General features: G+C 51.2%; 18 protein-coding genes and 1 pseudogene. 10 read left to right on the top strand and 9 right to left on the bottom strand.

What is annotated here, in order from left to right; all coding sequences use genetic code 11:
* Positions 1-21: 21 nt before the first annotated feature.
* Complete coding sequence (mliC, locus tag OGY72_RS05220; protein WP_003029170.1) at positions 22-351, bottom strand: C-type lysozyme inhibitor; 330 nt, start codon at positions 349-351, stop codon at positions 22-24.
* Positions 352-438: 87 nt separating this feature from the next.
* Entirely contained in the window at positions 439-1,560 is a 1,122-nt protein-coding gene (gene anmK / locus OGY72_RS05215; protein ID WP_003832781.1) for an anhydro-N-acetylmuramic acid kinase, read from the bottom strand.
* A gap of 274 nt (positions 1,561-1,834) precedes the next feature.
* On the opposite strand from anmK, the gene slyB reads away from it, so the two are divergent.
* Positions 1,835-2,302, top strand: coding sequence for an outer membrane lipoprotein SlyB (gene slyB / locus OGY72_RS05210; RefSeq protein ID WP_003029175.1), 468 nt, complete (start codon positions 1,835-1,837; stop codon positions 2,300-2,302).
* Positions 2,303-2,348: 46 nt separating this feature from the next.
* Here slyB and slyA read toward each other — a convergent pair whose 3' ends face one another.
* On the bottom strand, positions 2,349-2,789 hold the full coding sequence (gene slyA, locus OGY72_RS05205) for a transcriptional regulator SlyA (protein WP_008784672.1): 441 nt from the start codon (positions 2,787-2,789) through the stop codon (positions 2,349-2,351).
* A gap of 192 nt (positions 2,790-2,981) precedes the next feature.
* Between slyA and OGY72_RS05200 the strand changes: the two genes are divergently transcribed.
* The 3 genes and pseudogenes from OGY72_RS05200 to OGY72_RS05190 all read left to right on the top strand — a co-directional run bounded on the left by OGY72_RS05200 (position 2,982) and on the right by OGY72_RS05190 (position 6,121).
* Positions 2,982-3,218, top strand: coding sequence for a DUF1656 domain-containing protein (locus OGY72_RS05200; RefSeq protein WP_126318212.1), 237 nt, complete (start codon positions 2,982-2,984; stop codon positions 3,216-3,218).
* Between the two features lie 2 nt (positions 3,219-3,220).
* Positions 3,221-4,084, top strand: coding sequence for an efflux RND transporter periplasmic adaptor subunit (locus OGY72_RS05195; protein WP_286547217.1), 864 nt, complete (start codon positions 3,221-3,223; stop codon positions 4,082-4,084).
* Positions 4,081-6,121 (top strand): annotated as a pseudogene (locus OGY72_RS05190) (FUSC family protein). Before OGY72_RS05195 ends, OGY72_RS05190 begins: the two are co-directional and overlap by 4 nt.
* On the opposite strand, the gene sodC reads toward OGY72_RS05190, so the two are convergent.
* From sodC to OGY72_RS05175, 3 genes are all read right to left on the bottom strand, one after another.
* Positions 6,097-6,621, bottom strand: a complete 525-nt coding sequence (sodC, locus tag OGY72_RS05185; protein ID WP_003832772.1) for a superoxide dismutase [Cu-Zn] SodC — start codon at positions 6,619-6,621, stop codon at positions 6,097-6,099. The pseudogene OGY72_RS05190 and the gene sodC overlap by 25 nt on opposite strands.
* A gap of 81 nt (positions 6,622-6,702) precedes the next feature.
* The gene (locus OGY72_RS05180) at positions 6,703-7,599 is read right to left on the bottom strand and encodes an aldo/keto reductase (protein ID WP_286547214.1); all 897 of its coding nucleotides are present in this window, start codon (positions 7,597-7,599) and stop codon (positions 6,703-6,705) included.
* Between the two features lie 49 nt (positions 7,600-7,648).
* Positions 7,649-7,888 carry a DUF1289 domain-containing protein gene (locus OGY72_RS05175; protein WP_003832768.1) on the bottom strand — a complete coding sequence of 80 codons (240 nt, stop codon included), beginning with the start codon at positions 7,886-7,888 and terminating at the stop codon, positions 7,649-7,651.
* 101 nt (positions 7,889-7,989) lie between these two features.
* Between OGY72_RS05175 and OGY72_RS05170 the strand changes: the two genes are divergently transcribed.
* The 4 genes from OGY72_RS05170 (at position 7,990) to rnt (ending at position 10,989) form a co-directional block, all read left to right on the top strand.
* The gene (locus OGY72_RS05170; RefSeq protein ID WP_003832766.1) at positions 7,990-8,589 is read left to right on the top strand and encodes a TetR/AcrR family transcriptional regulator; all 600 of its coding nucleotides are present in this window, start codon (positions 7,990-7,992) and stop codon (positions 8,587-8,589) included.
* Between the two features lie 54 nt (positions 8,590-8,643).
* Positions 8,644-9,741 carry an alkene reductase gene (locus OGY72_RS05165; RefSeq protein ID WP_063941544.1) on the top strand — a complete coding sequence of 366 codons (1,098 nt, stop codon included), beginning with the start codon at positions 8,644-8,646 and terminating at the stop codon, positions 9,739-9,741.
* 97 nt (positions 9,742-9,838) lie between these two features.
* Positions 9,839-10,246, top strand: a complete 408-nt coding sequence (gloA, locus tag OGY72_RS05160; protein WP_003832762.1) for a lactoylglutathione lyase — start codon at positions 9,839-9,841, stop codon at positions 10,244-10,246.
* Positions 10,247-10,341: 95 nt separating this feature from the next.
* Positions 10,342-10,989: a ribonuclease T gene (gene rnt / locus OGY72_RS05155; RefSeq protein ID WP_003029200.1), complete on the top strand. Its 648-nt coding sequence runs from the start codon at positions 10,342-10,344 to the stop codon at positions 10,987-10,989.
* Between the two features lie 53 nt (positions 10,990-11,042).
* Here the strand turns inward: rnt and grxD are convergent, their stop codons facing one another.
* Entirely contained in the window at positions 11,043-11,390 is a 348-nt protein-coding gene (gene grxD / locus OGY72_RS05150) for a monothiol glutaredoxin 4 (RefSeq protein ID WP_003832760.1), read from the bottom strand.
* Positions 11,391-11,724: 334 nt separating this feature from the next.
* On the opposite strand from grxD, the gene OGY72_RS05145 reads away from it, so the two are divergent.
* A complete protein-coding gene (locus OGY72_RS05145; RefSeq protein ID WP_003832759.1) occupies positions 11,725-12,555 on the top strand; it encodes a C40 family peptidase in 831 nt (276 codons plus the stop codon).
* Positions 12,556-12,682: 127 nt separating this feature from the next.
* Positions 12,683-13,264, top strand: coding sequence for a superoxide dismutase [Fe] (gene sodB / locus OGY72_RS05140; RefSeq protein WP_003029205.1), 582 nt, complete (start codon positions 12,683-12,685; stop codon positions 13,262-13,264).
* Between the two features lie 39 nt (positions 13,265-13,303).
* Here the strand turns inward: sodB and OGY72_RS05135 are convergent, their stop codons facing one another.
* Positions 13,304-14,473, bottom strand: a complete 1,170-nt coding sequence (locus OGY72_RS05135) for an MFS transporter (protein ID WP_003832758.1) — start codon at positions 14,471-14,473, stop codon at positions 13,304-13,306.
* A gap of 175 nt (positions 14,474-14,648) precedes the next feature.
* Positions 14,649-14,738 carry a cytochrome bd-I accessory subunit CydH gene (gene cydH / locus OGY72_RS05130; protein WP_003029209.1) on the bottom strand — a complete coding sequence of 30 codons (90 nt, stop codon included), beginning with the start codon at positions 14,736-14,738 and terminating at the stop codon, positions 14,649-14,651.
* Between the last annotated feature and the right edge of the window lie 174 nt (positions 14,739-14,912).

The following is a 14,912-nucleotide window of genomic DNA, read 5'->3' as shown; positions in this document are numbered from 1 at the left end:
TGCGCCGCCCAGGTGAAAATCTCAACGCTTCGGGTTCTGTAACTGACAGTTATTTAGCACAATTCTGTCTCGTTTATAGACCGTTGCCTCGTCGCCTTTAGACCAAAATACGTAGATACCATCGGTATAACGTGCACCTGATGCCGACACGCCCTGTTTGAGGTTCAATAGTTGATTATCATAAACAAAGCTTGCCGTCTGGCGGGTATTGTTCAGCTTCACGGTCAGCGGTTTTTCGTCGCAGCGGTATTCAAGCGTATCCGTTTGCATACGCTCGACAAATTGGTTGTACACACTACAACCGCTAAGCAGTACGGGCAGACACACTAACAACAGTTTTTTCATAGCCATATCCTGAAGACTTTCCTGGTCCTGGAGGGTAATGGCACCCTCCCTAATATCCTTAGTTTACCGGCATACCGCGCTGAATAATTTCAGTTAACTCTGAGTTCGCGGATTGGCAGGATAAATTGCCCCTAAAACACTCGGCTCTGACGCCCCAGTCACAGACGGTAAATTTCCCGGCAATCCGGCCAGTGTTCGCCACGCCAACCATGCAAAGGCTAACGCTTCCATATCATCACCGCTGATCCCGGCTTCATCGGTTGAGGTGACCTCTGTACCCGGTAATAATGCCGCCAGACGCATCATCAGCAGTGGATTACGACTGCCACCACCACATACCATGAGTCGATCACAGCCGCCGCTTAACAAGACCTGCTCTGAAATGGTTACTGCCGTCAGTTCGGCAAGCGTCGCCTGTACATCTCGTGGGCTAATTCCCGGAAACTGCGCCAGATGACGCTCTATCCAGCCGTAATTAAAATACTCACGACCGGTGCTTTTCGGCGCAGGCGCGGAAAAATAAGGGTCGTTAAGCATATTCTGCAGCAACGGTAAGATCACCGTTCCTGAAATGGCCCACTGCGCATCTTTGTCGTAGGGCTGGCCACATTGCCTCCAGATCCAGGCATCCATCAGCATATTGCCCGGCCCGGTGTCGTATCCACGAACGGGTTGTTGCGGAATAAGCAGAGACAGATTGGCAATACCGCCGATGTTTAACACCATTCGCCGTTCCGTTGGATGTGCCAGCAGTGCCTGATGAAACGCGGGAACGAGCGGTGCACCCTGCCCGCCAAGGGCGATATCACGTCGACGAAAATCGCCGACTACGGTTATCCCGGTACGCGCGACAATCTGGTTGTTATCACCAATTTGCAGCGTGTGCGGCGCAGCACCGTTCGGTTCATGCCACACGGTTTGCCCGTGACAACCAATCGCAACGATATCCTGCGGTTTCAATTTTTCTTGCACCAACAGCGCATTCACCGCCTCAGCAAATAGATAACCGAGCTGTGCATCTAACTGACCAAACTGAGAAAGAGTAAGCTGCTGCCCCTGGCAGATATCCAGAATCGCTTGTTTAACATGAATGGGGATGGGCCAGGTCAGACTCGCCTGCTGCGCAACCATCGTTTCATCTATTGTCGCCAGCACAACATCGACGCCATCAAGGCTGGTTCCAGACATTACACCGATAAAACGGCCCGATTTCATAGGTCATCCTTTTAAGCAAATTAGCCTTGACACTCAACCATAAAGTGTCGACTAATGCCATGCTTCCTTAATGATTTTTGGTGGCTAATCATTACAATGATCGTTTAATTACATCAATTACATGAATGATTCGTTTATACTCGGTTGATCCAATTTCGGTTAAGATTTTCATATTGTTCCAGTAGAACATGTGACCTTAGGCTCACAAATGCCATATAATTTAACCATGAAGGGTGTTTTATTAGCGTTTCGTGGTGACAAAGGAGATTTGTAAATGATTAAACGTGTGCTGATTGTTTCATTAATGGGCGTATCTTTAGCGGGTTGCGTTAACAATGATAGCCTTTCAGGCGACGTATATACCGCATCCGAAGCGAAACAAGTTCAGAACGTTACCTACGGTACGATTGTTCATGTTCGTCCGGTGCAAATCCAGGGTGGTGATGACGCAAACGTGATTGGTGCTATTGGTGGTGCGGTACTCGGCGGGTTCCTTGGTAACACCGTCGGCGGCGGTACGGGCCGTTCATTAGCGACGGCTGCAGGTGCAGTTGCCGGTGGCGTAGCGGGTCAAGGCGTACAAGGTGCGATGAATAAAACCCAGGGTGTGGAACTGGAAATCCGTAAGGATGATGGTAATACCATCATGGTGGTTCAGAAACAGGGTGCGACCAAGTTTTCAGCCGGCCAGCGCGTTGTTATGGCTAACAACGGCAGCCAGGTTACCGTGTCTCCACGCTAATCGAATTCACGTGTGGTCAGGCTCTGGCCACACGTAACTTATCGTTTCAACCCTGTGACTGCAGTTCAATAATATTGTGTTCGAGTTTGGCAACCAGCTTAATCAGCAGATCAATTTCCTCAGCTGAAATCCCTTCCAGAATTTCTCCACGTGTTTTGTTGATCACCGCTTCCATATCAGCGATCAGCGGCTCAGCCTTCTCTGTCAGTTTAATTCTCTTAGCTCGACGATCGCTGGCGCAAGTCTGTCGTGAAATGAGTCCCTTTTCTTCCAACTGGTCAAGCGTACGTACCAGCGAAGGCTGCTCGATGCCAATCGCTTTAGCCAGCTGAATCTGCGATTGATCCGGCGGCAACTGATGAATGTTGTGCAGCGTAACCCAATGCGTCTGCGTCAACTCCAGAGGTTTCAGGCGATGGTCAATCAGAGCACGCCAAATGCGCACCAACCGTGCCAGATCAGAACCTAATGGCGATTCCAATTTCATCTCCTTATAATTAGCTTGCTAAGTTATTGTGCTGATTTTAGAATAGTGTGCAGCATTTGTATTCCCAAAACAAATGTATTGCCAAATTTGCTTACCGGCTGACATTTTTTCAGACATTATGCGTTACAGAGACTCATTGTCTCTTTTTTGCTAAACCTATAGCAATGCTCTCTTCCGTCAAGGATTTTGCCCGTGAAGTTTATGTTTAATGCAACAGGATTGCCCCTACAAGATTTAATGATCGGCGCATCTGTCTACTTCCCTCCTGTTTTCAAGTCGATTGTAGCAGGATTTATTCTCTGGCTGGTTGTTCATCGCCTGCTGCGCGACTGGATTTACTCCGGCGAAATCTGGCATCCCCTGCTAATGGATCTGTCACTCTTTACGCTTTGCGTATGTCTGGCCTTTGTTATGCTGATAGCGTGGTGATTATGTCGCTTAAAACCGTAAAATACTTCTCCACTATTATATTCGCTGCAATCGCAGTTTTCGCCGGATGGTGGATGTGGAATTACTATATGCAATCGCCCTGGACACGTGATGGCAAAGTACGTGCTGAGCAGGTCAGCATCACGCCGCAAGTGTCAGGCAGCATTAGCGAACTCTATATAAAAGATAACCAGTTTGTGAATAAAGGCGATGTCCTTTTTATTATCGACAAGACGCCATTTCACATTGCTGAACTGAATGCGCAAGCGCAACTGGCAAAAGCGCAGTCTGACCTGGCGAAAGCCAATAACGAAGCCAACCGCCGCCGTCATTTATCGCAAAATTACATCTCAGCCGAGGATCTGGATACCGCAAATCTCAACGTAAAAGCCATGCAGGCAAGCGTTGAAGCGGCTGAGGCCAGTTTGCGCCAGGCCCAGTGGCAACTGACGCAAACGGTGGTCAAAGCCCCCGTAGCGGGTTGGGTCACAAACCTGTCTACCCGTACCGGTGATTACGCCTCAACCGGTAAGCCCCTGTTTGCCCTTGTCGACAGTCACTCATTTTATGTGATGGGATATTTTGAAGAAACTAAGTTACGCCACATTCGCGAGGGTGCGCCCGCCCTTATCACGCTCTACAGCGGTGATATAAAGTTACAGGGTCACGTTTCCAGTATTGGCCGTGCCATCTACGATCAAAGTGTGGAAAGTGATTCCGGCCTGATTCCCGACATCAAACCCAACGTGCCGTGGGTGCGTCTGGCGCAGCGTGTCCCGGTACGCATCGAATTCGACGCCCTGCCGCGGGAGGTCACGCTGGTGTCAGGTACAACCTGCAGCGTATCCATCGGCCAGCGTAAATGAAACTGCCCCGCCTGACACCAGGCAATTTGCCGTGGTTTAAAGCCACGGCGGCACAGTGGCGTTATGCGCTGCGTAACACCATTGCGATGTGCCTGGCGTTAACTTTTGCTTATTATCTGAATCTGGATGAGCCCTACTGGGCAATGACCTCGGCGGCGGTGGTTAGTTTTCCCACCGTTGGCGGGGTTATCAGCAAAAGTCTGGGTCGCGTAGCGGGTAGCCTACTGGGAGCCACCGCCGCACTGATTATTGCCGGTCATACTCTCAATGAGCCGTGGCTGTTTTTGCTGAGCATGTCGGTGTGGATCGGATTTTGTACCTGGGCCTGTGCGCATTTCACCAATAACGTTGCCTACGCCTTTCAACTGGCGGGTTATACGGCGGCGATCATTGCGTTTCCCATGGTCAATACCGTGGAAATTACGCAGTTATGGGATATCGCGCAGGCACGCGTGTGTGAAGTCATCGTCGGTATCCTGTGTGGCGGCGTGATGATGATGATCCTGCCCAGCACCTCCGATGGCACCACGTTACTGACTGCATTGAAAAACATGCATTCACGTTTACTGGAACATGCCAGCCTACTCTGGCAACCAGAAACCACGGATGCCATTCGCACAGCCCATGAAGGTGTTATCGGGCAGATTCTGACCATGAACCTGCTGCGTATTCAGGCTTTCTGGAGTCATTATCGTTTTCGTCGCCAGAATGCTTTGCTCAATTCGCTGTTGCACCAGCAGTTACGCATGACCAGCGTGATTTCCAGTCTGCGCAGGATGCTGCTGAACTGGCCTAATCCCCCGTCCAATACCCGGGAAATCATCGAACAGTTGCTCAGCGAACTAATCAAATCCAATGCGAATAGCTACACTGTCGCACGTATTATTGCCCCACTGCGGCCCGTCGATGCCCGCGACTATCGACACGTCGCCTTCTGGCAACGACTGCGTTATTTTTGTCGGCTCTACCTGCGCAGCAGCCATTATCTGCATTTACTGGAAAATGGTGTTACCGCCGAGCGTATTAATATCGCCCGCACGCCGGGGCTTGCCCGTCATACCGATAATGCGGAAGCTATCTGGAGCGGGTTGCGTACGTTCTGCACTTTGATGCTTATCGGCGCATGGAGCATTGGCGCACAATGGGAATCAGGCTCTGGCGCACTCACGCTCGCTGCGATCAGCAGTGTGCTGTATTCCGCCGTTGCCACGCCGTTCAAATCGCTTTCTTTACTAATGCGCACGCTGGTTCTGCTGTCGCTGTTTAGCTTTGTGGTTAAGTTTGGCCTGATGGTGCAAATTTCCGATCTCTGGCAATTCATTCTCTTTCTCTTCCCGTTACTCGCCACCATGCAACTGTTGAAGCTGCAAATGCCCGCCCTGGCAGGTCTTTGGGGGCAGCTGATTGTATTTATGGGTTCGTTTATCGCGGTAACCAATCCGCCGGTATATGATTTTGCTGATTTCCTGAATGACAATATGGCGAAAATCACCGGCGTGGCGCTATCATGGCTGGCCTTCGCCATTCTGCGCCCCGGATCGGATGCACGGAAAAGTCGCCGCCATATTCGCGCCCTGCGCCGGGATTTTGTCGATCAGCTCAGCCGACATCCATCACTCAGTGAAAACGAATTTGAATCGCTGACCTATCATCACGTCAGCCAGCTCAGCAACAGTCAGGATGCGCTGGCGCGACGCTGGTTATTACGTTGGGGGGTCGTTTTACTGAACTGCTCGCACGTGGTGTGGCAACTGCGTACCTGGGAGGCGCGTTCCGATCCGCTGGCTCGCGTCAGGGACGTGTGTATCTCGCTGCTGCGCGATGTAATGAGCGAGCGTGGCGTCCAGCAACGACCACTGAATGCCACACTGAATGAGCTACAGCGCATCTGCGATACGCTTGCCCACCATCATCAACCCGCTGCGCAGGAACTGTCGGCACTGGTCTGGCGGCTACACTGCTCGCTTTCACAACTCGAACAGGCGCCGCCGCCGGGCACTCTCAGTCGTTGATTATTTGATAACACCACAGGCATAGCGTGCTCCGCCACCGCCAAGCGGTTTCGGTTGATCGGACATATTATCGCCGCCCACATGGATCATCAGCGCTTTACCTTTAACCTCATCGAGCGTTTTAAGCCGCGGCGCAACGACCGGCGTTGTAGCGTTACCGTCGTTATTCACCACCAATAGCGGCAGGTCGCCCATATGACCTGCGCCTTCCGGGCCTTCATGTTTGCCGGTTTGGTGCGGATCATAATGGCCGCCAGCCGATTCTGCGGCTGAGGCTTTCCCATCTTTAATTGCCGGTTGGCAGCTGCCGTTCATATGCACATGGAAGCCATGTTCACCTGGCGGCAACGCCTTCAGATCGGGCGTAAACTCCAGCCCCTTTGCGGTTTCAGCAATAGTGACCGTACCAATCGCCTGGCCGACGCCTTGCGATGTGACCAGATTCATTGTCACTTTTTCTTCACTGGCAGCCTGCGCACCTGCACAGGCGAGTAGAGTGATAATGGCCAAACTCAAACGCTTCATAAGACCTCCGTCCAAAAGGTGTCTGATTGTTAAGTGTAAACCAGTGACACAAATTTGAACGGAGATGCGCCAAAAACGCGATTAGGGTACGTCGTAACCCAGCGCCGCTTTACGAATGCGGAACCATTGCTGGCGAGACATGTTCAGCGACTCAGACTCAATGGCAGCACGTACACGCTCTATTTTTCCTGAGCCAATAATCGGCAGCGGCTGAGACGGCAGACGTAAAATCCAGGCGTATACCACCTGTTCAATAGACTGCGCATTCAACTCTTCTGCGATCACGGCAAGCTCATTACGTAAAGGCTGGAAAGCATCATCATTAAACAGGCGACCACCGCCGAGACAGGACCAGGCCATCGGGTGAATACGTAACTGTTGCAGTTGATCTAAAGTACCATCCAAGAGGAGCGGCTGATGTACTGGTGAAATTTCTACCTGGTTGGTCGCCAGAGTAAACGGCAGACGCGATTGCAGCAGCGAAAACTGTGCAGGGGTAAAGTTGGAGACGCCAAAGTGACGCACTTTGCCACTATGGTGCAATTTTTTAAAAGCGTCGGCGACATCGTCAGCATCCATAAGCGGATCGGGACGGTGGATCAGCAGCAGATCAATATGATCGGTCGCCAACAGCTTCAGCGACTCTTCTGCACTGGCAATAATATGTGCACTGTCGGTGATGTAGTGGCCCAGCGCATTTTCCGCGCGCGCCGTCGTCGCGATCCCGCATTTGGTCACAATCTGCATTTTTCCACGCAAATGCGGAGCCAGCTTCATTGCCTCACCAAACGCCGCTTCACACTGGTATCCACCGTAAATATCGGCGTGATCGACGGTGGTCACGCCAAGATCCAGATGCTCTTCAATAAAGCTGACTAGCTGGCGCGCGGACATATTCCAGTCCATCAGGCGCCAGTACCCCATCACAAAGCGAGAAAATTCCGGGCCTTGCGGCGCAATAGTAATACGCTGAACCATAGCAGCTTCCTTTTAAGTGAATGTGCATCGAGTATACGCAATTACGCTTTTAAAAGAGTGAAGGTTGTTGCGGTTCTTCCGAAGGGTTGGCTTTGTTTGCTCGTAATTTACGCATCAGGCGCTGACGACAAAGCCGCAGCACTTCCTGCTTTTGGGTATCGCTCATCTTTTGCCAGTTAAAACGCTCATCCCGACTGCGAAAACAGCCACGGCAAAAGCCGCGTTCGTCAGACTGACATATTCCACGGCATGGGCTCTGGACGGGGAAAAACTCCAGCTGTTCGGCCACATCCCCTCCTTTAATAAGATTGATATACCTATTGAAGACGTTAACTGAATTTCTCGCAAGCGCTATTGCATTAGACCGACTGGTCTATTACACTCCTTTTCATGAACAAAATCACTGAACACGATACACGCGAACATCTGCTGGCGACTGGCGAACTGCTGTGTATGCAGCGCGGCTTCACCGGCATGGGTTTAAGCGAACTACTGAAAACCGCTGAAGTACCCAAAGGTTCGTTTTATCATTACTTTCGCTCTAAAGAAGCGTTCGGTGTCGCGATGCTGGAACGCCACTATGCGGCCTATCATCGGCGACTGGCTACGCACTTTGATACGGGAGCGGGAAACTACCGCGACCGCATTCTGGCCTACTATCAGGAAACCCTGAACCAGTTTAGCCAGCACGGCATTATTAGCGGCTGTTTAACAGTAAAACTGTCTGCCGAAGTGTGCGATCTGTCAGAAGATATGCGCACTGCGATGGATAAAGGCGCGCGGCATATTATTGTGCTGTTAGCGCAGGCGCTGGAGAAAGGTCAGGCCAGCCATTGTCTGTCTTTTGTTGGCGAGCCTTTACAGCAGGCGCAGGTACTGTATGCGCTGTGGCTTGGCGCCAACCTGCAGGCCAAGATTTCTCGTAGCGCCACTCCGCTGGAAAATGCGCTGGCGCACGTTAAAAACATCATCACAACGCCTGCCGTTTAACAGGCGTTTTTATTTTCTTTATTACTAGACGACCGGTCTATTCAGGAGTGCCACATGTCATCTGAAAAACTGTTTTCCCCACTGAAAGTGGGTGCCATTACGGCAGCAAACCGCGTATTTATGGCGCCACTGACGCGTCTGCGCAGTATTGAGCCTGGCGACATCCCTACTCCGCTGATGGCCGAGTATTACCGTCAACGCGCCAGCGCGGGTCTTATCATCAGCGAAGCGACGCAGATTTCCGCACAGGCGAAAGGCTATGCCGGAGCACCCGGCTTACACAGCGAAGCGCAAATTGCCGCATGGAAGAAAATCACTGCTGCCGTACACGCTGAGCAAGGTCATATTGCTGTCCAGTTGTGGCACACCGGACGCATCTCTCACGCCAGTCTGCAGCCAAACGGCCAAGCTCCAGTTGCACCTTCCGCGATTAGCGCTGGAACCCGCACCTCGCTGCGTGATGAAAACGGCCTGGCAACGCGTGCCGATACTTCAATGCCACGTGCGCTGGAAACAGAAGAGATTCCGGGTATCGTTAATGACTTCCGTCAGGCGATAGCCAATGCGCGCGTGGCAGGTTTCGATATGGTTGAACTGCACTCTGCCCACGGCTACCTGTTGCACCAGTTCCTGTCGCCAACGTCTAACCAGCGTACCGATCAATACGGTGGCAGCGTCGAAAATCGTGCGCGTCTGGTGCTGGAAGTGGTTGACGCCGGTATTAAAGAATGGGGTGCCGATCGCATTGGTATTCGCGTCTCCCCGATTGGCACTTTCCAGAACGTTGACAACGGTCCGAACGAAGAAGCCGATGCGCTGTATCTGATTGAACAATTGGGCAAGCGCGGAATCGCTTACCTGCACATGTCTGAGCCGGACTGGGCCGGTGGCGAGCCGTATTCCGATGCGTTCCGCGAAAAAGTTCGCGCACGCTTCCACGGTCCTATCATTGGTGCTGGTGCTTACACCCCAGAAAAAGCAGAAGCGCTGATCGAGAAAGGTCTGATCGACGCCGTTGCTTTTGGTCGCGCCTATATTGCTAACCCGGATCTGGTGGCGCGTCTGCAACGCAAAGCAGAACTGAATCCGCAACGTGCCGAGAGCTTCTACGGCGGCGGCGCGGAAGGTTACACCGACTATCCTACCCTCTAACGTCACAATCTCCGTTCTGCCATTGATAGCGGCGTAACAACGCCGCTATACTAAAACAACATTTTGAATGTATTAGCCATTTTTGAAGGGGAAAAAGATGCGTTTACTCCATACCATGCTGCGCGTGGGTGACCTGCAGCGTTCCATCGAGTTTTATACCAACGTGCTGGGCATGAAGCTGCTGCGTACCAGCGAAAACCCTGAATACAAGTACTCTCTGGCTTTTGTCGGCTACGGTCCTGAAACCAGTGAAGCAGTAATCGAACTGACCTATAACTGGGGTGTCGACAAGTATGATCTGGGTACTGCCTATGGCCATATCGCCCTGAGCGTAGACAACGCGGCTGAAGCCTGTGAACGTATTCGCCAGAATGGCGGTAACGTAACGCGTGAAGCAGGTCCAGTAAAAGGCGGCACCACAGTGATTGCGTTCGTTGAAGATCCGGACGGCTACAAAATTGAGCTGATCGAAGAGAAAGACGCCGGGCGCGGCCTGGGCGATTAATCTCCCCCTCGGGCGCAGATCGTCTGTGCCCATAGTTTTATACTCATCATTTTGCCATAATACGCGCTGCAATTTTCCCGTATTAAGAGACCCAGATGTCCGATAACGCTCAACTTTCCGGTCTGTGTGACCGTTTTCGTGGTTTTTATCCTGTCGTCATTGATGTCGAAACCGCAGGGTTTAATGCCAAAACCGATGCGCTGCTCGAGATTGCAGCCATCACACTGAAAATGGATGAACAAGGCTGGCTGATGCCGGACACGACGTTACATTTCCACGTAGAGCCGTTTGAAGGCGCGAATCTGCAGCCGGAAGCCCTCGCCTTTAACGGTATTGACCCTAACAATCCGCTACGCGGTGCGGTCAGCGAATATGATGCTCTGCATGCCATCTTCAAAATGGTGCGTAAAGGCATTAAAGACAGCGGCTGCAATCGGGCGATCATGGTGGCGCATAACGCTACGTTCGACCACAGTTTCATGATGGCTGCAGCAGAACGCGCCTCACTCAAACGTAATCCATTCCACCCATTTGTAACCTTTGATACGGCGGCATTAAGCGGCCTGTCTCTGGGGCAGACTGTGTTATCAAAAGCGTGCCTGGCGGCGGGAATGGAGTTTGACGGGAATCAGGCGCACTCGGCGCTGTATGACACCGAACGTACGGCCGTGCTGTTTTGCGAAATCGTTAACCGCTGGAAACGTCTCGGCGGTTGGCCTCTTCCCGTGCCTGAAGAAGCGTAACGGCGATATAAAAAAAGCGACCATTTCAGGTCGCTTTTTTACTTCTGCTGGTATTACTCAGCGTCCGGCTCTTCGGTTTTGTATTTCGCTGCTGTTTCTTTAATCAGCTGCTGCAACTCACCGCGCTGGTACATTTCGATCAAAATGTCACAACCGCCAACCAGCTCACCATCAACCCACAGTTGCGGGAAGGTCGGCCAGTTTGCGTATTTCGGCAGTTCGGCGCGAATATCCGGGTTCTGCAGAATATCAACGTAAGCAAAGCGTTCACCACAGGCTGACAGCGCCTGCACAGCCTGTGCGGAGAAACCGCAGCTTGGCAGTTTAGGGGAACCTTTCATGTACAGGAGAATCGGGTTTTCAGCGATCTGGCGCTGGATTTTTTCGATAGTGGTGCTCATTATCTTGCTTCCTTAAACTTCTTTTACGGCAGTAGTCTGACATTGTAACGGGTCAGACAGGCAACGGAAAATAACATTTTCATTACGCGTTATTATTTTATCCCCTGACGCTAAAAGTTGCATTCACAATCTCACTTATCCCCTTCAAACATGTGGATTTGATTATCCGTTCACCAACTCAAACGTTAATTGCTGTTTTTTTTTGCGGTCGGTTACGAAACATAGTTTTAAACAAAAAAAGCTATTAACTTTCCCTCTTTCTATAGATTAGAATCATCAAGTTTTGAAAATCACACGCAGGCACGATAGACCTGCCTTACCAGAGGACTGCTCAGTGGCGCGGATAAACCGAATCTCGATCACGCTCTGTGCTTTGCTTTTTACTACACTGCCCTTTACGCCTATGGCTCATGCTTCCAAGCAGGCCAGGACGACACCTACCAATTCTCACACCATCAAAACGGTAGATAAAAAGAAAAGCGCAACAACCAGCCAAAAAACAACAAAGACCAGTAAGAAAACGGCGACAAAGACCACCAGCAAAACCAGCACCAAAACCGCTTCCTCTTCTAAAAAACGCACTGCCACTCCGGCAAAGTCGACTAAAACTGCAAATCGCCGTGGTAAAACTGCCGCAGCACAAACCGCAGCCGTTACCTGGACGGAAAAATGCACACCGCGCAAAGGTCATAAACCACGCTGCGTGAAGGTGAAAACCACTGCACCGACTACGCTTGCTGACGCACATAAAGTGAAAGTGCAGAAAGCGACTAAAACAGCTATGTCCACCTTGATGAACCAAATCGGTAAACCTTATCGTTGGGGCGGCTCCTCGCCAAGAACTGGGTTTGACTGCAGCGGTCTGGTTTATTACGCCTATAAAGATCTGGTGAAGTTCCGCATTCCGCGTACCGCGAATGAAATGTACCATCTGCGTGATGCCGCACCAATTGAACGTGGCGAACTGAAAAATGGCGATCTGGTCTTCTTCCGTACCCAGGGTCGCGGCACAGCCGATCACGTCGGCGTCTACGTCGGCAACGGTAAGTTTATTCAGTCACCGCGCAGCGGGCAGGAAATTCAAATCACCTCTCTGAGTGAAGATTACTGGCAGCGTCACTATGTGGGCGCTCGTCGGGTAATGACGCCAAAAACAATTCGCTAAAAACTTACCCTACAGAACATACTGTAGGGTAAGTTCTTCTTTTGCATAACCTTTCAATTTGCTACCCTATCCTTACTCACAATGAGGCTATTGTGTGTACTCAATATAAATAATAAGGAGAGAAGCAATGTCGTTTGAATTACCTGCATTACCGTATGCCAAAGATGCTCTGGCACCGCACATTTCTGCCGAAACGCTGGAATATCACTATGGCAAACACCATCAAACCTACGTGACCAATCTGAACAATCTGATTAAAGGCACGGCGTTTGAAGGCAAATCACTGGAAGAGATCGTTCGTAGCTCTGAAGGCGGTGTATTCAATAACGCAGCACAAGTATGGAACCACACGTTCTACTGGAACTGCCTGGCACCAAACGCAGGTGGTGAACCGACCGGAAAACTGGCCGATGCAATCGCCGCTTCCTTTGGCAGCTTTGCAGATTTCAAAGCGCAATTCACCGATGCCGCTATCAAAAACTTCGGTTCTGGCTGGACCTGGCTGGTTAAAGGAACGGATGGCAAACTGGCTATCGTCTCCACCTCCAACGCAGGTACTCCGCTGACCACCGACGCGACGCCGCTGATGACCGTTGACGTATGGGAACACGCCTACTACATCGATTATCGCAATGCTCGTCCTGGCTACCTGGAACATTTCTGGGCACTGGTGAACTGGGAATTTGTTGCGAAGAACTTCGCAGCATAAAAAAGATAACGCAGAAGGACTTCCTTCTGCGTTTTTGCATTAATTCGCGGTAGTGAAAGCCTCTTCAGGCTGTCTTCTTGCGGAAATGAACACCAGCAGCAGCGCAAGACCCGCCACAATCGCCCCCATTACCGGCACAAAACTGTAGCCCAGGCCGCCAGATATTACCGCCCCACCGGCCGCAGCCCCCAGTGCGTTCCCCAGATTAAACGCGCCAATATTGACTGACGATGATAATCCAGGTGCTTCGCTGGCAACGCGCATCACACGCATCTGCAACGGTGGAACGACCGCAAACGTCGCCGCGCCCCAGACCACCATACTGACCGCCGCTCCCAACTCATTACGCGCAAGGAAAGGAATGGCCAGCATAATAACCATCAGCAGCAGTAAAAAGCCTTTTAGCGTACCGTTGACTGAACGGTCAGCCAGTTTGCCGCCAAAATAGTTACCGATCGAGAAGCCAACACCTATCAACACTAGCATCCCGGTAACAAATGCCGGTGTAGCATGAGTGATAGTATGCAGAACCGGCGAGATGTAGGTATACAGCGTGAACATCGCCCCAGCACCCAGTACGGTAGTCAGTAACGCCGACAGCACCTGCGGGCGCATAAGTACCGCCAGTTCGCTACGGACATCCGGGCGCTCTCCTGCTCCACCCTTGGGTAATGAGAAGAACAGGCTGACCATCGCAATGACGCCCAGCCCTGCAGTGGCCATAAACGACATGCGCCAGCCGATGGTTTCACCAAGCCAGGTCGCCGCCGGAACGCCGCCAATATTGGCGATAGTTAACCCCATAAACATCGTTGCCACAGCGCTGGCCTGCTTATGTTTGGGTACCACACTGGCTGCAACCACAGAACCGAGACCAAAAAAGGCTCCATGGTTAAGACTGGTCAAAATGCGCGATAGCATCAGCGTGGTGTAATCCGGCGAGATAGCCGAAAGCACATTACCCAGCGTGAAAATCGCCATCAGGAATATCAAAGCATTACGTCGCGCACGATGAGACAGCAGCAATGTCATCAGCGGTGCACCTACCATCACACCTACTGCATAAGCGCTGATCAGCATGCCAGCCGCCGGAATCGAGACGTCAACACCTTTGGCAATGACGGGCAATAACCCCATTGGCGAAAACTCGGTGGTGCCAATACCAAACGCCCCGATTGCCAGCGAAAGTAGAGGGTAATTGATTTTCATATTTCGACTCCGTATCGTCGAGCCGTGGCACGACATAAAATAAGAGTCAAAAGCATGACATTGATCGCAAAATTAATAAAGTTAACAAAACTGCAAAAGACTTTTGCTTATTCGCAAACAATAGAGGGGAAAAACGAGTCGAAGGGATGAGGGAGAGCTAACTCCCTCGGGGAAATCAATGCAGCGCTGCGGTCAGACCACCCGCGACGATCAAACCCAGAACAATAATGGTAGTCACTAACGAAAATTTCAGATCGGTGCTCATCAAGTTTTCTCCTTTTTATTCCCACACAAAAAGTGATATTGCGCATTTTTACACACTTGAAAGCAAAAATCTCTCACGATTTATATTGATAACTGCTTTTAACTCTTCCCCTTTTCGTTAAGATCAGACAAAATTCCACGCTTACTTGATTAGCGTACCGGCCATTGACCCCTT

Source organism: Citrobacter sp. Cpo221 (assembly GCF_030332345.1).
Classification (GTDB): domain Bacteria; phylum Pseudomonadota; class Gammaproteobacteria; order Enterobacterales; family Enterobacteriaceae; genus Citrobacter; species Citrobacter portucalensis.
Note: the sequence above shows the minus strand (reverse complement) of the source record. Positions and strands in the feature narration are given on the sequence as shown.